The organism is Pseudoalteromonas sp. A25, assembly GCF_009176705.1.
In the GTDB taxonomy this organism is placed as follows: Bacteria; Pseudomonadota; Gammaproteobacteria; order Enterobacterales; family Alteromonadaceae; genus Pseudoalteromonas.
Genome location: NZ_AP021846.1, coordinates 280,001 through 299,247, shown reverse-complemented (window position 1 = coordinate 299,247; position 19,247 = coordinate 280,001). Strand labels below are relative to the sequence as shown.

15 protein-coding genes and 2 rRNA genes (1 of these 17 cut by a window edge) are annotated in these 19,247 nt (G+C 42.8%); 8 read left to right on the top strand and 9 right to left on the bottom strand.

The features are described from left to right. The first annotated feature begins 152 nt into the window (after positions 1-152). Complete coding sequence (gene uvrA / locus GDK41_RS01400) at positions 153-2,972, top strand: excinuclease ABC subunit UvrA (protein ID WP_152084728.1); 2,820 nt, start codon at positions 153-155, stop codon at positions 2,970-2,972. Between the two features lie 219 nt (positions 2,973-3,191). Beyond that, a complete protein-coding gene (locus tag GDK41_RS01395; protein ID WP_152084727.1) occupies positions 3,192-4,049 on the top strand; it encodes a hypothetical protein in 858 nt (285 codons plus the stop codon). Here GDK41_RS01395 and GDK41_RS01390 read toward each other — a convergent pair. Beyond that, positions 4,039-4,428: an acyl-CoA thioesterase gene (locus tag GDK41_RS01390; RefSeq protein WP_152084726.1), complete on the bottom strand. Its 390-nt coding sequence runs from the start codon at positions 4,426-4,428 to the stop codon at positions 4,039-4,041. The two genes, GDK41_RS01395 and GDK41_RS01390, sit on opposite strands and share 11 nt — an antisense overlap. A gap of 28 nt (positions 4,429-4,456) precedes the next feature. Here GDK41_RS01390 and GDK41_RS01385 point away from each other — a divergent pair, with 28 nt between their 5' ends. Beyond that, positions 4,457-5,161, top strand: a complete 705-nt coding sequence (locus GDK41_RS01385; protein WP_152084725.1) for a 2OG-Fe(II) oxygenase — start codon at positions 4,457-4,459, stop codon at positions 5,159-5,161. Between the two features lie 16 nt (positions 5,162-5,177). Here GDK41_RS01385 and GDK41_RS01380 read toward each other — a convergent pair whose 3' ends face one another. Then, entirely contained in the window at positions 5,178-5,558 is a 381-nt protein-coding gene (locus GDK41_RS01380) for a YacL family protein (protein WP_232056501.1), read from the bottom strand. Between the two features lie 95 nt (positions 5,559-5,653). On the opposite strand from GDK41_RS01380, the gene GDK41_RS01375 reads away from it, so the two are divergent. After that, positions 5,654-6,565, top strand: coding sequence for an AEC family transporter (locus tag GDK41_RS01375; RefSeq protein WP_152084724.1), 912 nt, complete (start codon positions 5,654-5,656; stop codon positions 6,563-6,565). Here GDK41_RS01375 and GDK41_RS01370 read toward each other — a convergent pair. Next, positions 6,545-6,784 (bottom strand): hypothetical protein, encoded by a 240-nt coding sequence (locus GDK41_RS01370; RefSeq protein WP_152084723.1) that lies wholly within the window; start codon positions 6,782-6,784, stop codon positions 6,545-6,547. The two genes, GDK41_RS01375 and GDK41_RS01370, sit on opposite strands and share 21 nt — an antisense overlap. A gap of 195 nt (positions 6,785-6,979) precedes the next feature. On the opposite strand from GDK41_RS01370, the gene GDK41_RS01365 reads away from it, so the two are divergent. Further along, entirely contained in the window at positions 6,980-8,299 is a 1,320-nt protein-coding gene (locus tag GDK41_RS01365) for a short-chain fatty acid transporter (RefSeq protein ID WP_152084722.1), read from the top strand. Positions 8,300-8,311: 12 nt separating this feature from the next. On the opposite strand, the gene GDK41_RS01360 is transcribed toward GDK41_RS01365, so the two are convergent. Beyond that, positions 8,312-9,325, bottom strand: coding sequence for a site-2 protease family protein (locus tag GDK41_RS01360; protein ID WP_152084721.1), 1,014 nt, complete (start codon positions 9,323-9,325; stop codon positions 8,312-8,314). A gap of 134 nt (positions 9,326-9,459) precedes the next feature. Between GDK41_RS01360 and GDK41_RS01355 the strand changes: the two genes are divergently transcribed. Then, a complete protein-coding gene (locus GDK41_RS01355) occupies positions 9,460-10,668 on the top strand; it encodes an EAL domain-containing response regulator (RefSeq protein ID WP_152084720.1) in 1,209 nt (402 codons plus the stop codon). On the opposite strand, the gene GDK41_RS01350 is transcribed toward GDK41_RS01355, so the two are convergent. Then, positions 10,665-11,729 carry a hemolysin family protein gene (locus tag GDK41_RS01350; RefSeq protein WP_172971526.1) on the bottom strand — a complete coding sequence of 355 codons (1,065 nt, stop codon included), beginning with the start codon at positions 11,727-11,729 and terminating at the stop codon, positions 10,665-10,667. The genes GDK41_RS01355 and GDK41_RS01350 overlap by 4 nt on opposite strands. 107 nt (positions 11,730-11,836) lie before the next feature. On the opposite strand from GDK41_RS01350, the gene GDK41_RS01345 reads away from it, so the two are divergent. Then, positions 11,837-14,290, top strand: coding sequence for an alpha/beta hydrolase family protein (locus GDK41_RS01345; RefSeq protein WP_152084719.1), 2,454 nt, complete (start codon positions 11,837-11,839; stop codon positions 14,288-14,290). A gap of 230 nt (positions 14,291-14,520) precedes the next feature. Further along, a complete protein-coding gene (locus GDK41_RS01340; RefSeq protein WP_152084718.1) occupies positions 14,521-15,225 on the top strand; it encodes a response regulator transcription factor in 705 nt (234 codons plus the stop codon). Here the strand turns inward: GDK41_RS01340 and GDK41_RS01335 are convergent. From GDK41_RS01335 to GDK41_RS01320, 4 genes are all read right to left on the bottom strand, one after another. After that, complete coding sequence (locus GDK41_RS01335) at positions 15,222-16,733, bottom strand: YifB family Mg chelatase-like AAA ATPase (RefSeq protein WP_152084717.1); 1,512 nt, start codon at positions 16,731-16,733, stop codon at positions 15,222-15,224. The two genes, GDK41_RS01340 and GDK41_RS01335, sit on opposite strands and share 4 nt — an antisense overlap. 185 nt (positions 16,734-16,918) lie before the next feature. Further along, on the bottom strand, positions 16,919-17,533 hold the full coding sequence (locus GDK41_RS01330; RefSeq protein ID WP_152084716.1) for a trimeric intracellular cation channel family protein: 615 nt from the start codon (positions 17,531-17,533) through the stop codon (positions 16,919-16,921). A gap of 171 nt (positions 17,534-17,704) precedes the next feature. Continuing rightward, positions 17,705-17,819, bottom strand: a 5S ribosomal RNA gene (gene rrf, locus GDK41_RS01325). 191 nt (positions 17,820-18,010) lie between these two features. Then, positions 18,011-19,247: ribosomal RNA gene (locus tag GDK41_RS01320) — 23S ribosomal RNA — on the bottom strand (it continues 1,648 nt past the right edge of the window).

The following is a 19,247-nucleotide window of genomic DNA, read 5'->3' as shown; positions in this document are numbered from 1 at the left end:
ACATGGCTGTATGACACGCATTTTGCAGATAACTCTAGAACTGATCCTATTACCCAGTTTAGTTCGTTTAGCAAAGATACGTTAATTTTCGGCAAAGTATGCGATACTGTTGCGCTAACAATCGTTGCCACTCAACTTGTAATTAGGTCAAAATGGATAAAATAGAAGTCAGGGGCGCTCGAACGCATAACCTAAAAGATATTTCGCTTAGTATTCCGCGTGATAAGTTAATTGTTATCACGGGCCTCTCAGGCTCAGGAAAGTCGTCATTGGCATTTGACACCCTCTATGCCGAGGGCCAAAGAAGATATGTAGAATCGCTGTCTGCCTATGCCCGGCAGTTTTTATCATTAATGGAAAAGCCAGATGTCGATCATATTGAGGGTCTTTCTCCTGCTATATCTATTGAGCAAAAGTCTACTTCTCATAACCCTCGCTCTACCGTTGGTACCATCACTGAAATTTACGACTATTTACGACTGCTGTTCGCGCGGGTTGGCGAACCCCGATGCCCTACTCACGATTTACCCCTAGCGGCACAAACCATCAGCCAAATGGTCGACTCTGTGCTAGAGCAACCTGAAGGTAGCAAATTAATGCTGCTAGCACCCGTTGTGAAGAACCGCAAAGGGGAGCACGTTAAATTGTTAGAACAATTATCAAGTCAAGGCTACATACGGGCTAGGATTGATGGCGAGGTATGCGACTTGTCTGATCCGCCAACGCTCGAATTACATAAAAAGCATACTATCGAAGTGGTTGTTGACCGATTTAAAGTAAAAGAGGGACTACAGCAACGTTTAGCAGAGTCGTTTGAGACAGCCCTTGAGCTATCATCAGGTATTGCAGTCATTGCAAATATGGACGACCCTCACGCCGAAGAGTTAATCTTCTCAGCGAATTTTGCTTGTCCAACCTGTGGCTACGCAATGACAGAGCTCGAACCTAGACTCTTTTCATTTAACAACCCAGCAGGTGCTTGTCAAAGCTGTGACGGTTTGGGTGTTCGTCAGTATTTCGATCCAAATAGAGTGGTACAAAATCCAGAGCTGAGCTTAAGTGGTGGCGCAATTAAGGGCTGGGATAAACGCAGTTTTTATTATTTTCAAATGCTTCAAGCGGTGGCAGAGCACTACCAGTTTGATTTAGAAGTGCCTTTTCAAAAACTTCCCGACGAGGCTAAAAAAGTCACTCTAGAGGGGTCAGGACGGACAAAAATTGCCTTTAACTACCGTAACGATCGAGGCGATTTAATTACACGTAATCACGAGTTTGAAGGCGTACTTAATAATATGAATCGCCGCTACCGTGAAACCGAGTCTAGTTCGGTGCGCGAAGAATTAAGTAAATATCAAACTAGCCAATCATGCCCCAGCTGTCACGGCTCTCGTTTGCGTGAAGAAGCCCGAAATGTTTTTATTGGTCAAACGACACTACCCGATGTAACGACTATGAGTATCGGCGAGGCAATGCACTTTTTTGATGGGCTTACTTTGCAAGGCCAAAAAGCGCAGATTGCCGAAAAAATCCTCAAAGAAATACGTGACCGTTTGTCATTCCTGATTAATGTTGGACTCAACTACTTATCACTTGAGCGCAGTGCAGATACTTTATCTGGTGGTGAAGCGCAGCGTATTCGCTTGGCCAGTCAAATTGGTGCAGGCTTAGTTGGGGTGATGTATGTGCTTGATGAACCGTCCATAGGCTTGCACCAAAGAGATAATGACCGACTTTTGAGTACGTTGACTCACCTACGAGATTTAGGCAACACCGTAATTGTTGTAGAGCATGACGAAGATGCAATTAGGGCAGCTGATCATATTATCGATATTGGTCCCGGTGCAGGTGTGCACGGTGGGCACGTAGTCGCGCAAGGCTCACGCGATGACATAATAAACAACCCAGACTCACTCACAGGCCAATATTTAAGTGGCGCTAAAGCCATTGAAGTGCCTAAGCAACGCCATGAATGCAATGATAAGTGGTTAGAACTATTTGGCGCATCGGGTAATAACCTAAAAGATGTCGACTTACGCATTCCGTTTGGCTTGATGACTTGTATTACCGGTGTATCTGGTTCTGGTAAATCGACGTTGATCAATGACACCCTATTCAAACTAGCTCACACTGAACTTAATGGTGCAACAACGGCAGAAGCGGCACCATATAAAGAGATTAAGGGCCTAGATCACTTTGATAAAGTAATCGATATAGATCAAAGCCCAATTGGTCGTACACCACGCTCTAACCCCGCAACCTACACAGGGATCTTCACCGCCATTCGTGAGCTGTTTGCGGGTACTCAAGAGGCACGCTCTCGCGGCTATAAAGTGGGTCGTTTTAGCTTCAACGTAAAAGGCGGACGCTGTGAAGCCTGTCAGGGTGATGGTGTTATCAAGGTTGAAATGCACTTTTTACCGGATGTATACGTTCCTTGCGATATCTGTACTGGCAAGCGCTATAACCGAGAAACATTAGAGGTGCTGTATAAAGGCAAGAACATCCATGAGGTGCTAGAAATGACCGTGGAGGATGCCCAACAGTTTTTCGATAAGATCCCTGCTATCAATCGCAAGCTCACCACTTTAATGGATGTTGGGCTGTCATATATTCGCCTAGGGCAAGCAGCAACAACACTCTCTGGTGGTGAGGCTCAAAGGGTTAAACTAGCCAGAGAGCTTTCTAAACGTGATACGGGTAAAACACTATATATTCTTGATGAGCCAACTACTGGTCTGCATTTTCATGACATACAACAGTTATTAGTTGTATTGCATCGATTGCGTGATCATGGCAATACCGTGGTGGTTATTGAGCATAATTTAGATGTGATAAAAACCGCTGATTGGATTGTAGATTTAGGCCCAGAAGGCGGTGCCGGTGGCGGACAGATCCTCATCGCAGGCACACCGGAGGAAGTCGCACAGTATAGTGAGTCTCATACAGGAACATATCTGAAACCTTTACTTTAACTATTGAAGGGATGTAGTGTAACTGCATCCCTTACTTTTCTATTTATCACGATGATAAAAAAGCTGCCGCATTATACAACGCTTACCGACAAGCTAAAGCAGTATCAAAACCGCTTAATATCGTTTTGGCACTCCTTGAATCTTGCACAGAAATGCTACTTATTAGCTATCATCAGCAGCCTATTATTTCTGCATGAGGGAGCAAACAGCAGTGCTTTGATGATACTCATCACTGCTTTAGCTTTAATTGCAATGTTAAGCGAATTTTGGCCTAAGTTTATTAAAATTTGGGATAGCTTACCTGGCAGAGCCATGATTTTGCTCTTTTATGCGTTTGTTGCCAATTACGCCTTGGTGCAATCTTCGGGGCAAGTGAATGATATTACAGGTGTAAGTGCAGACTACCTGCCATATACACACAACTTTGCTGTGCTATTATCTATTCCGGTGTGGTTTTTTATCACAAGCTTAGTCGTGTTACTGATTATTCAATTCACCATCCCTTTGTATCTTTTTGTCTTACTTCTGCTCAGGCCTTTTGGTTTACACGCTTTATGGCATCCTCCCGGCTATCGTTTTCCGTTCATGACGGGGCTCGTGCGTTTTGGTGCAGGTTTATATTTGTTAGCTCAATTAGCATTACTAGCCACTTATACAGGTGCGCTAAATGGTGTGAGTACCACAGCGGCGAACATCATTAATGGCCTCGAGAGTGACTTGATTGTGAATGTGGCAGCCAACCCGCAGGAAAAAATCACGAGCGCCATGAAAAATGATCCTGAACTTGCCCGCTCGATGGCTGAGTTAGATAAAGCAACAGAGCAGTTCAGCCAACAATCCAGTGCTTATGAGCATAAAGTTAAGCGAATTCTAGCGAATTTTATCTTCGACAATGAGGCCGATAGCAAATCACGTTGTGAACATACCACCGGCAGTCGAGTCATTGAACTCAATGACTATGAAATATTAGAAGTGAGCAAGCAAGGTTCGGCTGAAGATTTTTATTACACCTATCAAGTAAAACCCTGTATTTCAGCTGCGATTGGTCATCAATTTAAATCAAACACTACACCATAAATGGAGTAAGCTGAGTGCGCTCATCTTCTGATAGAGATTGTGCGCGCTTAGCTGAAAAGTCATATCTGACCATGACGGTTTTACCCTCAGCGCAACACTCACCATGCTGCCAAGCTTGTTGTAATATAACAAAAGAGCTATTACCAATGTGTTCAATAGCAGTTTTGACCTCAACTTCTTGCCCATAAAATAACTCGCCTTTAAACACAACTTCTACTTTAGCCACAATCAACTTCCATTGATGTGGATTAAGATCGGGTGTGAATATTTTAAAAATAGGTACTCTAGCGGCTTCAAACCATACGGGTAGTACGGTATTGTTTATATGACCAAGAACATCGGTTTCGCTAAATCGCGGCATCAGTTTTTCAGACAACATAATAATTCCAATAAATTTAGGTAAAATAATGACAGATTTTATACGCGTTTATGACAACGCCCTAAGCGCTGAGTTTTGTGATCAATTTATCGACCTATTCGAAAAAAGCCCACACCTCAAACAAGGGATCACCTCTGGGGGGGTCGACCTTAGCAAAAAAGTTAGCCAAGATCTGTATTTAAACTCACATCCAGAATATGCCCAGCCGCTGCAACACATTCAACAAGTTACAGCCCAACATGTTTTTAAATACGTCGAAGAGCACTTATTTATGATCATTGGTGCATTTGGGTTAAAAGTATATCACCCAAAAACAGGTAAACCTGTCGATGTTACCTTCGAGAATTTTGAAGAGGTAGGAAAACCACAGCTTCCTCTACTCACCCAGCAGTTATTTCGTTTAGGCAATATACAAGCGCAAAAGTATGAGGTTAATAAAGGGGGTTATCCATATTGGCATAGTGAAGTATACCCTCAGCAAGGGCATAATGAGGCGCTTCATCGTGTGTTGTTATTCATGTTCTATCTAAATGATGTCTCCGAGGGCGGCGAAACTGAATTTTATTACCAACAGAAGAAAATAGCGCCCAAAAAAGGTAGCATGGTAATAGCACCCGGCTACTTTACTCATACGCACCGTGGGAATAAGCCCATATCAAATGACAAATATATCTTAACGTCTTGGATACTATTTAATCGCGCGGAGCAAATATATGGCGCGCCCACAAGCTAAGCAATCATAGATGGCATCAATTACGATTAATAAATTGATGCCATGCTTGTAATAGTTCTAAAAAGTCTTCATAGCCGCAGCCGCTAACTAGACCATGCTCATCAAGCTCTAGTGCATCATCTGCATAGCGAATTAATTCATCCGATTGATGAAACAAAGCGTGAGACTCAAATAATGCCTCTTCATGTGACAAGGTGAGGCGAGTTTCTTTACCTTCGATAACCAATGCGGGCTTAGCTTTGGATAAATTTTTGGCAGAATTAAGCAATGAATTAACTTGCTCAAAAGGCAATTCCTCATTCAACCAACGACCCACTAGCATGTGCTCATCACTTATTTTAACCCGAAACCCAGTGACAGGATCTTTGATAAATTGATATTCCAAAATACAACTCACACTCGTTACGTTTTAGCGCTATTATACGTTGTTCCCCTTGAGACATGCCATTCAAACCATGATAATGCCCTCAAATTCTAACCAAGGCTTCCATCATGACTGCATTTTCCATTTTGTTTCCTATTATATTTGTGGTGCTTGTTGGCTACAGTTGCGCAAAGCTCAATATATTGAGTACATCTGCATTGGATGGCCTTAGGCAGTTCATATTCAACCTTGCCATACCCGTGTTTTTGTTTATTAGTATGTATCAAGCCGACCTTAGCCAAGCGTTATCAAGTTCGGTCATGCTAAGCTTTTATGTCCCGGTACTTGCGGCGTACTTTTTTAGTTTTGCCGCCTTAAAATTTATAGTAAAACAAAGCAATGCTGACAGCGCGACACTAGCCTTAGCAGGTACTTACTCCAACACCGTACTGGTTGGTTTGCCGATTATTATTGCCAGCTTGGGGGCTGACTATGGGGCTATGGTGTTTGTGATCATCACGTTTCACAGTGCGTTATTGTTCGGCTGTACTTTTTTACTCGCAAGCAACTTCCATGGTCGCGTTCTTTTAGCATTTAAGCCGTTATTATTTAATCCCATTGTGCTGAGTATAAGCACTGGATTAATTTGCAATTACGCAGGCATTGCACTACCTCTAGCATTCCAAGAAGGGCTACATTTGTTGGCTGAACCAGCGATAGCTGGGGCACTATTTGCATTGGGCGCAAGCTTAAATAATTACGCATTAAAAGGGGCTTGGCGGGGGGCTTTGGGTATTAGTGTTATTAAACTCATGGTGCTTCCTAGTGCCGTATTCGCACTGGCTAGCTGGGGAATGCAACTGCCTTCAAAACAAGTTGCCGTGTTAACTTTAATGAGTGCATCACCACTTGGGGTCAATGCATATTTAGTTGCGCGCCAACTACAATGCCAGCAATCGGTGCTGGCAAGTAGCGTGGTACTGTCAACATTATTAAGCGTATTAACACTGGCTTTTTGGTTAACGGCGCTCGTAACTTGAGTAATTGGTATATTTAGCTGCATCGATAATAGACCATAAATGAACTACAGCACCAATCACCGGGGGAACAACTAAAAACCACAGTGCATACCCGCCAACTACAACAATTGCGAAGATCAGCGCCGCTAAAATACGCCCTTGAACTAGCTGACCTAAACCTGGAAAAAAGATATTACAAATCGCCGCTATTACGTTACCACCTGAACCTTGTCCTGCCATGGTATCCTCTCTTATTATCTACTAAATTATGTATCTGCTTAGTCTAATACACTTATCGTGCCAACTTTAACTTCTTATAAAACAATAACTAACAAAAACAAGTTCACTCACTCTGTTTTTAAAGTTAGCCTAAAAGACTAACTTTTGGCGTAAATGTTAGCTATTATTGTGCAAAAAATAATATCAGGATGATCTATGCTATACCGTGTCACACGTCCAATCAGTAACTTAGTAGAGCGCTATTTACCCGACCCATATATTTTTGTTTTATTATTAACACTTATCGTACTCGCTTTAGCTAGTCTCGTCACGCCCTTCTCTGCTGTTGAGGCAATAACAACTTGGGGAAATGGGTTTTGGAAACTGCTTACTTTTGCCATGCAAATGCTCCTCATTTTGTTAGCAGGCTATATGCTCGCGAGCACACCTGTATGTATTGCAGCACTGGATAAGCTGGCAAAGCAAGCAAAAAGCCCAACACTGGCTATCATTATGGTCACTCTCGTAGCCATGCTTGCGAGTTGGATCAACTGGGGATTTGGTCTAGTCATTGGCGCATTATTTGCGAAGGCCTTAGCAAAACACGTTGCGGTTGATTATAGAATACTAGTTGCAAGTGCTTACTCAGGTTTTATCGTCTGGCATGGTGGTCTCTCCGGCTCAGTTCCACTGACCATTGCCAGTGAGGGTCACTTTTCACAAACAAGCATTGGGATTATAACGACTCAAGAAACCTTATTCTCGCACTTTAACCTACTAATTTTAATCCTGTTAATCATCGCATTACCGATACTTAATGCACTTTTACTGCCCCCCAAAGAGCAACAGGTACTCATTGATAAGCGTAAACTGGTAGATACTGTTGAACAAGCACCAGAAGATAATGGTTTGCTTACCCCAGCGCAAAAATTGGAACATAGTAAGATACTCGGGATCTTAATTGGGTTGTTAGGCTGTGGCTATTTAGTTCACTACTTCCTTTTTGCCGCTGGCACCTTAAACTTAAATAGTGTCATTGCTATTTTCTTGTTCCTCGCCATTTTATTACATCAAACACCTGCGCGCTTACTTATGAGTTTGCATCAAGCCATTACTGGCGGCGCGGGTATTGTGATCCAATTTCCTTTTTATGCTGGCATCATGGCTGTTATGGTTGACTCAGGGCTTGCGCAACAGATTTCATCTGCATTCGTATCTATTAGTAGTGCTGATACACTCCCCTTTTGGAGCTTTTTAAGCGCAGGCCTGGTTAATATTTTTGTGCCATCTGGTGGCGGACAGTGGGCCGTACAAGCACCTATCGTGCTCCCCGCGGCACACATGCTAGAAGCTGATATTGCAAGAGTTGCTATGGCTGTGGCATGGGGTGATGCATGGACAAACCTCATTCAACCATTCTGGGCACTACCAGTGCTCGCCATAGCAGGGTTAAAAGCCAAAGACATCATGGGGTTTTGTCTTATTCAGCTTATCGTCAGTGGTGTGATCATTGCAGCTATGCTCACTTGGGCATAGCTGCTATTTTCACTAGCTTGAAAGCACCTTCATAGGCAGACTTAAGATCACACTCTCTGAGTCTGCAAAGTGCATCATCACTGCAACGTGCCCTGCAACGACGAGCATATACATAACGGCAGAGAACACTTGACCGTACCTATCCAAAGGTAATAAATGGGACGTATGCCGTGCGCGCCACTCAAACACTATTTCAAGACTGCCAACAAACAAAAAGAACACCAGCAGCATCAAGCCAAATATATAGCTTAACCACAACCCGAAAAGCACCCCAGCCATACACACTAACAACCCGACCCATGAACGCATTGAGAAGCTAATGCTTTTCAAAACATGCCCCCCATCAAGTGGCAAAATAGGAAGTAAGTTAAACAAATTTAGTAAGGCACTAAGCACCGCAACAGCGGCAAATATTTCCAAGTCTGTTATATAGTAAATAACCACACCTAACACTGACGTGAACAAGCCAAAAGCTGGGCCCATCAAAGAGATAACTACATCTTGCCAACGCGTCGTTATTTTGTCGTCGCTTACAGCCAGCCCACCTACAAAAGGTATCAGGTATATCCCTTTGGTTTTTATTTTGAAGTACTGCATGGCACGCACATGGCCGTATTCATGAACGACCAAACAGGCCACGAACATAAGTGCAAATTGCCATGAAAAAAGCCATGCATATCCGGCAACCGAAGCCCCAGCAAGGGCAGCTTTAACAACATTTGCACTTTTAACTAGTTTAAACCCCAGTGCCGCAAGTCCAATATAATTGCGCTTGGCTGCAATACGTTCAGCTGGCAGCTCAATCCACTGCCACTGCCCCTCATTTACAGATACGCCTAATTGCTGCTGAGCTAATTGTGCCGTATCAAATTGCACCACACCTTGTGCAAAGCGAGACCTTAAAATACCGGGTGAGTGGGACTCAATAGGCAACGCTTGTTGCTCACAAAAGACTTGTACAAGCTGCCCATTATCTACTAATGCGAAGAAGTGATTACCTAAAACAGTGAACTCGATTCTGGTCATGATTTCAAATAGATATATTTTTCCCGCATTATCTCAACTAATGAACTATGTGACAAACCCGATATTTGCCTTATACATTTGAGTACGGTGTACTAAACTTAAGTAATGGTGTGTGTTGAATAAAGGATCTTAAAATGAATGCAACAACTAGGCATGTAATGGTTGTCGATGACTCTCAAGCTATTCTTATGGTGATGCAAGCAATGCTAACAGAGTTAGGAGTGGATGAAATAACCACATGCACCAGCGCAACGGTAGCACTTGAAAAAATAGCGCAAGCTCCCAGTCGTTACGATGCGATATTTACAGATTTAAACATGCCTGAAATGGATGGGATGGAGCTGATCCGCCAACTTGGAGATATTAAATATCCAGGTGGCGTTATTATCATTTCAGATATGGATATAAAAATCATTGATCTTGCCGCAAACCTAGCTCGACAATCTAATGCACACTTAATTGGCAATATTTCCAAACCAGTTCAATTAAAAGAGGTCGACAGACTCCTCAAAAAACTCGAGTCATTTATCGCGCCCGAAAAACGACATGTTGAGTCTATCACTCAAGCCGAGCTGCTACATGCAATAAGCCATCGTCAGATCACCCCTTATTATCAACCAAAAGTTAATCGTGCAACCAAGTCGATAGAAAGTATCGAAGTGCTGGCTAGGATAATCACACCCGAGCATACACATACCATACTACCCGAACAATTCATCACGCTAGCTGAAGACTTGGATTTAATAAACCTAGTGACCTTTCAACTATTTGAGAAGGCTACGGAAGAGTTCAAAGAAATTCGTACTGAATTGCCACACAAAGTTACCTTGGCGTTCAATTTATCACCCGTTCAATTAGATGATATCAACTGCCCAAACAAATTGGCGTTAATACTTGAGTTGAGTCGCTTGAAACCTGAAGATGTTATTTTAGAAATAACAGAACACGTGCCTTTAAATAGTACAGTGCAACTAGAAACTATCAATCGTTTGAGAATGAGAGGGTTTGCAATTTCGTTGGATGACTTTGGTACTGGTTTTACAAATATCACTCAGTTAAAAACCCTCCCATTCACTGAAATCAAGATAGATAGATCATTAATAACTCATATTGATTCTGATCGCTTTTCTCAAGTGATTGTTGACAGCTTAATAGACATTGCCCAAAGTGAACAAATCAGCATCGTTGCAGAAGGGATTGAGCGTATTGAAGAACTACAATACTTAGACCGTTATAAGCATAACTTGCTGATGCAAGGCTTTTTAATTAGCCGCCCAAAAGCCAAGTCTGAATTTATCCGTTGGATCCATTCTTGGCTTCGGATGATGAATTCTAATTCTTAATGTTTTTCAGAGTCAGTCTCTATTAGGTGGCTATGTCCATCGACTCGCTCTCGCCACTTTCTTTTTGCTGCTTGCTGCATATTAGTAGACTGCTCTCGTTCATCAATAATATCCATACCCATTAACGACTCTAACATATCTTCAAGTGTCACAATTCCTTGGATATCTCCATACTCGTCTATAACTAGTGCAATATGAATACGCTTTTCTAATAATGTTTGAAATAATGAAGGTGCGTCGAGCGTTTCTGGCACTGTATACAAGGGCTTGACCAGCTTACCGATTTTGTATTCTTCCCCAAGCCTATGATAAGCAAGCATAATATCATTTTTGTGTACGAACCCTACAATGTCATCGCCACTTTTATCAAAAACCAAGATCCTTGAAAACGCCACCGACCCGTGCTCAGACAAATACTCATTAACTGTCATATCTTTGTGAATTTTAAACAACACTGTTCTTGGTGTCATCACATGCTCAAGCTTTGCGTGCCTAAAGCGCAGCAGGCTTCGAATAGTTTGTGTCTCTTCTTCTTGTAATGCGCCTGCTTCAGACCCTATTTCCGCCATTGCTTCAATCTCTTGGCGAATATAATGAGCTTCACTCTCTTTCTTACCCATTAATCGAGTCAACATATCTGAAAGCCAAACAAATGGCTTAAGCACCCTCACTAACCAGACTAAAGCAGCTGATACCACGGGAGTGAGTGCGCGCCAGTAAGTCGCTCCGAGCGTTTTTGGAATAATTTCTGATAGAACTAACACCAGCAATGTCATTATCGCAGATGCAATCCCGACAGCCGCGTCAGAAAAAACGACAGCAGCTTGTGCACCAACACCCGCTGCACCAGCAGTGTGAGCCACCGTGTTTAAAGTCAAAATAGCTGCCAGAGGTTTATCAATGCTGTCTTTTAATTGCTGAACTCTGTCAGCTAACTTGGGTTTATCTTTTTTAAGTACCGCTATATAACTCGGTGTGATACTCAGTAAAACCGCCTCCATAACCGAGCATAAAAACGAGATACCTATGGCTAACACCATATATGTAACCAATAAAAACAACCTTAACTCCTTAACAAGCTATAAATACCAACTAGTCGTATCTTTGCTGACTTGACCAATATCTATGCTATATTGGGGCAAATTTTTTACCTACAATAGGCTCAAATATGATTTTAAGAACTGTGGCCACTTTACTCGCATCAGCCCTCACATTGCAACTGAATGCGGCACCATTAAATGAAAAACAAATCCAGTTTCTTGGCCCAATCCCAACTCACAGCAATATAAAACCAAACAACACAGCGCATCAAAATAAAATTATTCAAACCCTGCTTCCTAGCTTAAAAAGCTCAAGCGATTCGCTATCAATATTTGGCAACAGTATTGACTGGCAAAACCTTGCTGATATCAACGCACTGACACTGCCTGGTATACAAGTTTTAAAATTTAGCTTTGCGACGACTCGTTTCACACAAGGGAAAATAAACCTCTCCGGAGTCAAAAAAGCCCACGTGTTCTTAAATGGCGAACAATTAACTGGTGAAAAAAGTTATGACCTGCATGCAGTCACAGGTGACCATCAAGTTATTATTATTACGGAGCAAGTAGACAATTGGAACGAAGTAAGTATTGACTATGTTCCGCAATCTGAGCATGACCAAATAACCCTGCACAACAATGAACAAGTCTCGTTATCTGCCAAGCAGCTCTTTGACTCACCAACGATTAGTGCATTGTCACAGTCACCCAATGGTCGATTCTATATCACCACACAACGGCACTACAGCGATTTAAATGGCAATACGCCAATTACAGAAACATTAATCAAAAAGCAGGATGGTTCCACCATCTACCGCTTAGATGGTGTATCAGCGAATAATGTAGCCTGGCGAAGTGACTCAAAGCAGTTAGCGTATGTACAAGCTAACCAGTTAAAAACCCTTGATCTAAAAACGATGACATCTCGCGTTATTGCTGACAAATTAGACGGGGCGAGTAACTTTGAGTACTTCGACGATAGCAGTTTAATTTTCTCATGGTCTAACACTCCAAAAGACTCCCACACTTTAGTAAAACATTATCGCGGATTGGAAGATCGCTGGTCATATGCTCGCATCAATAACCAAGTCTATCTGCTCGATATAAATTCAGGCTTGATCAGTGCCCTTACTGAAGGAACACTGAGTCACTCCCTTGAAGATCACGACGCTCAGCGCAACACCATTTTAGTTAGCCGCAACCCTCAAAACTACCAGGCACCACCTCATATGCTGACAGAATTGATAGAAATCAATTTATCAGATAATCAACAAACAATGATTGGTGCATACCGAACCTTCAAACAAGCCAAATATGCAAACCGAGGGATATATATAGTTGCAGGACCTGATTTTGCAAACGGTATCGGTAAGGCGTTGCCTGATGGTATGCTAGCCAATAATTACGATGGTCAGTTATTTTGGTTAAACAATAATGGGGAACAACCCAAACCGCTCAGCAAGTCGTTTGATCCAGCAGTCGCAAATATTCAAGTGCTAAGTAATGATGATGTCGTGATGTTGGTCACCAATGAAGATAAAAGACAGCTGTACTTATATGACAAGAGTAAATCACATTTTAAACATATAAAAACAGGTTTTGATGTTGTTGATCAATTTGACGTCACCCATGGTCAAAAGGCTGATGTCTTGGTAGCAGGTACTCAAGCATCTGTTCCTCAACAGTTAAAACGCGTTTCTTTAAGTAGCAACAAAGCAAAGCGCCTTTGGGACTCTCAACAGATAGCCTATAAAAATAGCCATATTGCGCAGCTAGAAGAGTTTAACTTTACCAATAAGCTTGGTACTGAAATAAAAGGACGCGTGTATCTACCACATAATTTAGATAAGACTAAACGCTACCCGGCGCTTGTTTATTACTATGGCGGTACCTCGCCAGTTTCAAGAGCATTTACTGGACGCTATCCATTTAATCTATGGGCTGCTCATGGTTATGTCGTTTATGTGTTGCAACCAACTGGAGCGACCGGTTTTGGCCAACAATTTTCTGCTCAACACGTGAATGCTTGGGGGGAAAATACTGCACAAGATATTATTGATGGAACCAAAGCATTTACTGACGCCTACTCGTTCGTAGATCCAAAGCGTATTGGTAACTTAGGGGCATCTTATGGTGGCTTTATGACTATGCTTCTGGCCACAAAAACAGATATGTTCAGCGCATCAATTGCCCATGCAGGCATTTCAAACATTACCTCTTACTGGGGACAAGGTTGGTGGGGATATCTATACTCTGGAGAAGCATCAAAAAATAGTTTCCCTTGGAATAATCCTACGCTTTACTCTCAACACAGCCCTGTCTTTCATGCCGATAAGGTAAAAACTCCGTTATTGTTAATTCATGGTGATGCAGATACTAATGTCCCTCCAGGTGAAAGCCATAATATGTATACTGCTCTGAAGATTTTAGGCAAAGATGTTGAATTAATTGAGTATAAGGGCGCAAATCACCAGATTCTGGCACGCGACAGAAGGTTTCAGTGGTGGGATACGATGTTAGCCTACTTTGACATGCACCTAAAACAACAGCCACAATGGTGGCAACATATTTACAAAAAATAGTATCGAAAAAGAGAGCAATACCGTGTTGCTCTCTTACATTCTCACCCATGAGTAGCGCATCGTTCGCATATTTATGCGCCAGCCTTGTGAAATAACCACTTACTGCATACACATATTTTTTTCAATTTACTGTTTTTAACGCTTTTTATTGCAAAAAAATCATCTGAAGCTTCTCAGTGATGATTTTACAGTGCTAATATAAACGTAATTATTGAATAGATAACGACATTATGAGTATTCAAGTATTACTGGTAGAAGACGATGATTTATTAGCCAAGCGCATTCAAAGTCACTTCGCACAAACGGAGTTTGAAATACAAGTGGATAACACTGGAGCTAATGCGCTTACACTGATCCAGCAAACCGGCAACACAGATATGCCTATCTCTTTAGCTATCATTGATATAGTTTTACCCGCAACTGATGGACTTGAACTCGCTAAAGAAATCAACACATTAACAGATATTGGCGTCATAATGCTCTCAAGTAGAGACTCTCAAGCTGATCGGATTGCCGGCCTTGCTCAAGGGGCTGATGACTATGTTTGTAAACCGGTAGACCTTCTAGAGCTAGAGTTAAGAATGCGTGCACTGTATAAGCGTATCTCGCAAAGCAATGATGAGGATGAATCAGAAGAGTTTATAGAATATGCTGACTTTAAATTGCACCCTGATAATCGTACGTTACTAAACCAACACGGTGAGGAGTCTCGATTAACAGAAGCAGAACATAAAGTATTGATATGTTTAATTGCGAATGCAGGTAAAGCAACATCTCGAGAAAAAATATCAGAAGATATTGGTCAGCCTGATTGGAGCCCAAATGATAGAACTGTTGATGTACTTGTTGGCCGCCTAAGAAAAAAACTTGGTGATGAAAAAGATCAAAAGCGCATAGTAACGGTTCGAGGTAAAGGCTACATGTTATCAACTTAATATTTTGCCAGCTTACCTATTAGCCGCTCAAATGCTCGATAGCTCAGTGCCTCTTTTAATGCATTGAGCGTGATGTTTGGTTCTGCGTTCAAATCAGACACTGTTCTCGCAACTTTCAAAATCCTATGGTAGGAACGAGGAGACAACTGCAGCTTATCCACTGCTTTTGCCAAATATTGCTTTTCTGGCAGCGCTAGCGCGCAAAACTCATTCAACTCCCGGTTGCTTAACAAGGCATTACTCTTACTTTGCCGTTTGACCGCAAGCATATAAGCCTTCTCAACACGCTCTCTGATCTGTGCACTACTTTCCTGTGGATTATCGCTTTGCAATTGAGTCGTCGATAATCGAGGCAATTCTATCTGCAGATCTATACGGTCAATAAACGGCCCCGATATTTTAGATAGATATTTTAAGACCTGCTCAGCGCTGGCGCGCTTATCATCATAATTACCGGTCGGGCTCGGGTTGAGGGCTGCTATCAGCTGAAAGCGTGCAGGGAAATCGACTTGCCGTGCAGCACGAGATATCGTTACCTGCCCAGTTTCCATTGGCTCTCTCAAAGAGTCTAAAACCTTTCTCTCAAACTCGGGTAACTCATCTAAAAATAGAACTCCATTGTGAGCCAATGAAATTTCCCCAGGCTTGGGCTTGGAAGAGCCCCCAACTAAGGCGACCGCTGAACAGGTATGATGTGGACTGCGAAAAGGGCGTCTCCGCCAATTTTGAGTATCTATACGCTGTCCAATAAGAGAATACACTGACGCGGTCTCCAACGCAGCATTTGCAGATAATTTAGGCATTATTGTTGGCATTCTCTGAGCCAACATCGACTTTCCGGTTCCTGGTGGGCCAATAAACATCAAGTTGTGCCCCCCAGCTGCCGCAATTTCAAGCACACGTTTTGCGCTCTCTTGCCCTTTCACTTCATTCATGTCGACATGCTCTATCGGATCAACAACTCGAGTATCGTATGTCATATTTAATGGTAGTGCTTGTTGACCCTGTATATCTAACCACAACGCTTCTAAAGAGCAAACTGCTTTTCTATGTACATTGGGTGCTAAACTCGCCAACTCGTCGTTGGCAGTGGGCAAATAACAGCAACGCTGAGCTTTTTCAGCAGCCAATACACTCGGTAGAATCGCATGTATCTCAAGCACTTCTCCACTTAGCGCTAACTCACCATAAAACTCATAGGATGTAAGCTCCTGACTGACGAGTTGACCAGAAGCAACTAAGATACCAACAGCAATAGCGAGATCATATCTACCACCTTCTTTTGGAAGATCTGCGGGAGAAAGGTTGACAGTGATGCGTTGATCCGGAAACAAAAAACGTGAATTAGTAAGCGCAGAACGGACTCGCTCCTTCGCTTCCTTAACTGAAGTTTCTGGTAAACCAACAATATGAAAAGCAGGCAAGCCATTACTTAAATGCACCTCCACAGTGACTTGCGGCGCATCGATGCCTACCTGAGCTCGAGTGTATATTTTTGCAAGTGACATATCCTTGTCCCTTAGGTTTTAATTATACCAATTGCATTAAATTGGTGATCAAATATTGCGACAGATAAATGGCTTAGTAACAAGGCAAATATTTTGCTATGTAGTTATTCTACATGAGAAATATTTAACGCAGTTAATGAGTTATTTAGCTCGCTAGAATGATCAATGTATTAATAAAATTGGTATTAATTAGTATATCTAAAAACATGTAATATCAAGTTGTAGCGCATTGCCAATAACCTTATCAACAAGGTTACAGACATAGCTGATACCATAGCGATTTCAATAGATAAAGACGATTTCAACATTTGCGTATAAACCAGCCCACCTAATATGCATGTGATTGCGTAAAGCTCCCCTTTTAGCAACAGCGGTACCTCCCTTGCAACGACATCGCGTATCAGACCCCCAAAACAGGCTGTTAATACTCCCATAATAATAGCAGTAGTATCGGGCATACCAATATCTAATGCTTTTTGCGTGCCCATCACAGCGAAAAATGCTAGGCCCAAGGCATCTGCAATTTGTAGCATTTGTTGAGGGATCACTCTATGACTATTTAAAAGTAGGATGCAAATGAAGATTGCGCCAAATATTGCTACAAAATAGCTGGTGTCGTGCAACCAAAAAACGGGAACATCCAAAATAATATCTCGTAATGTACCACCACCTATACCTGTTACCGTAGCCAAAACTACCACACCAAAACCATCCATATGCTTGCTATGCGCAATTAAAGTTCCCGAAATGGCAAAAACCATAACCCCTAGCAAGTCGAACCAATGCATAAGTTCAAACATTTTTTATATTCCCAATACAACTTGCAATAAGGATATTCATTTACTTCGTAAATTACGAGTTTAGGAGCTCAAAATTGGTAAAAACATGGGTAGTGCCGCGCTTATCACAACCTACAACCCTCAAACGCAAAAAAGCCCGACTCTTTCGAATCGGGCTTTCTCTAATTAGGTGCTTGGCGATGTTCTACTTTCACATGGCAGCTGCCACACTATCATCGACGCTGTTTCGTTTCACTTCTGAGTTCGGCATGGGGTCAGGTGGTTCCAAAACGCTATGTTCACCAAGCAAATTCTTAGTGCAAATGTTTAATGACATCGTGCATCGCACGAGCATTCCATTTGCGCAAGGTGAATCAATTTCGCGATACCGCTTCGTCGTTCACCTTGTTTAATTCTTAAATTCGGAAATTCTGATAATTCGTAAAACACTACTCTAGTAATACTAACTTCTAACGTGCAAAACCACTTTGGCGTTGTATGGTTAAGCCTCACGGGTAATTAGTACTGGTTAGCTTAACATGTCACCATGCTTCCACACCCAGCCTATCAACGTTGTAGTCTTCAACGGCCCTTCAGTTAACTTAAAGTTAAAGTGAGAACTCATCTCGAGGCTCGCTTCCCGCTTAGATGCTTTCAGCGGTTATCGATTCCGAACGTAGCTACCGGGCAATGCAATTGGCATCACAACCCGAACACCAGCGGTTCGTCCACTCCGGTCCTCTCGTACTAGGAGCAGCCCCTCTCAATTCTCAAACGCCCACGGCAGATAGGGACCGAACTGTCTCACGACGTTCTAAACCCAGCTCGCGTACCACTTTAAATGGCGAACAGCCATACCCTTGGGACCGACTTCAGCCCCAGGATGTGATGAGCCGACATCGAGGTGCCAAACACCGCCGTCGATATGAACTCTTGGGCGGTATCAGCCTGTTATCCCCGGAGTACCTTTTATCCGTTGAGCGATGGCCCTTCCATTCAGAACCACCGGATCACTATGACCTACTTTCGTACCTGCTCGACGTGTCTGTCTCGCAGTTAAGCTGGCTTCTACCATTACACTAACCGTACGATGTCCGACCGTACTTAGCCAACCTTCGTGCTCCTCCGTTACTCTTTGGGAGGAGACCGCCCCAGTCAAACTACCCACCAGGCACTGTCCTCAATCCCGATAAGGGACCTAAGTTAGAACATCAACACTACAAGGGTGGTATTTCAAGGTCGGCTCCACACAAACTAGCGTCTGTGCTTCAAAGCCTCCCACCTATCCTACACATGTAGGGTCAATGTTCAGTGCCAAGCTGTAGTAAAGGTTCACGGGGTCTTTCCGTCTAGCCGCGGGTACACAGCATCTTCACTGCGATTTCAATTTCACTGAGTCTCGGGTGGAGACAGCGTGGCCATGGTTACACCATTCGTGCAGGTCGGAACTTACCCGACAAGGAATTTCGCTACCTTAGGACCGTTATAGTTACGGCCGCCGTTTACCGGGGCTTCGATCAAGAGCTTCGACCTAAGTCTAACCCCATCAATTAACCTTCCGGCACCGGGCAGGTGTCACACCGTATACGTCATCTTACGATTTTGCACAGTGCTGTGTTTTTAATAAACAGTCCCAGCCACCTGGTCACTGCGGCTGACTTCAGCTCCAAGCGCGAAGCTCTTCACCTAATGTCAGCGTACCTTCTCCCGAAGTTACGGTACGATTTTGCCTAGT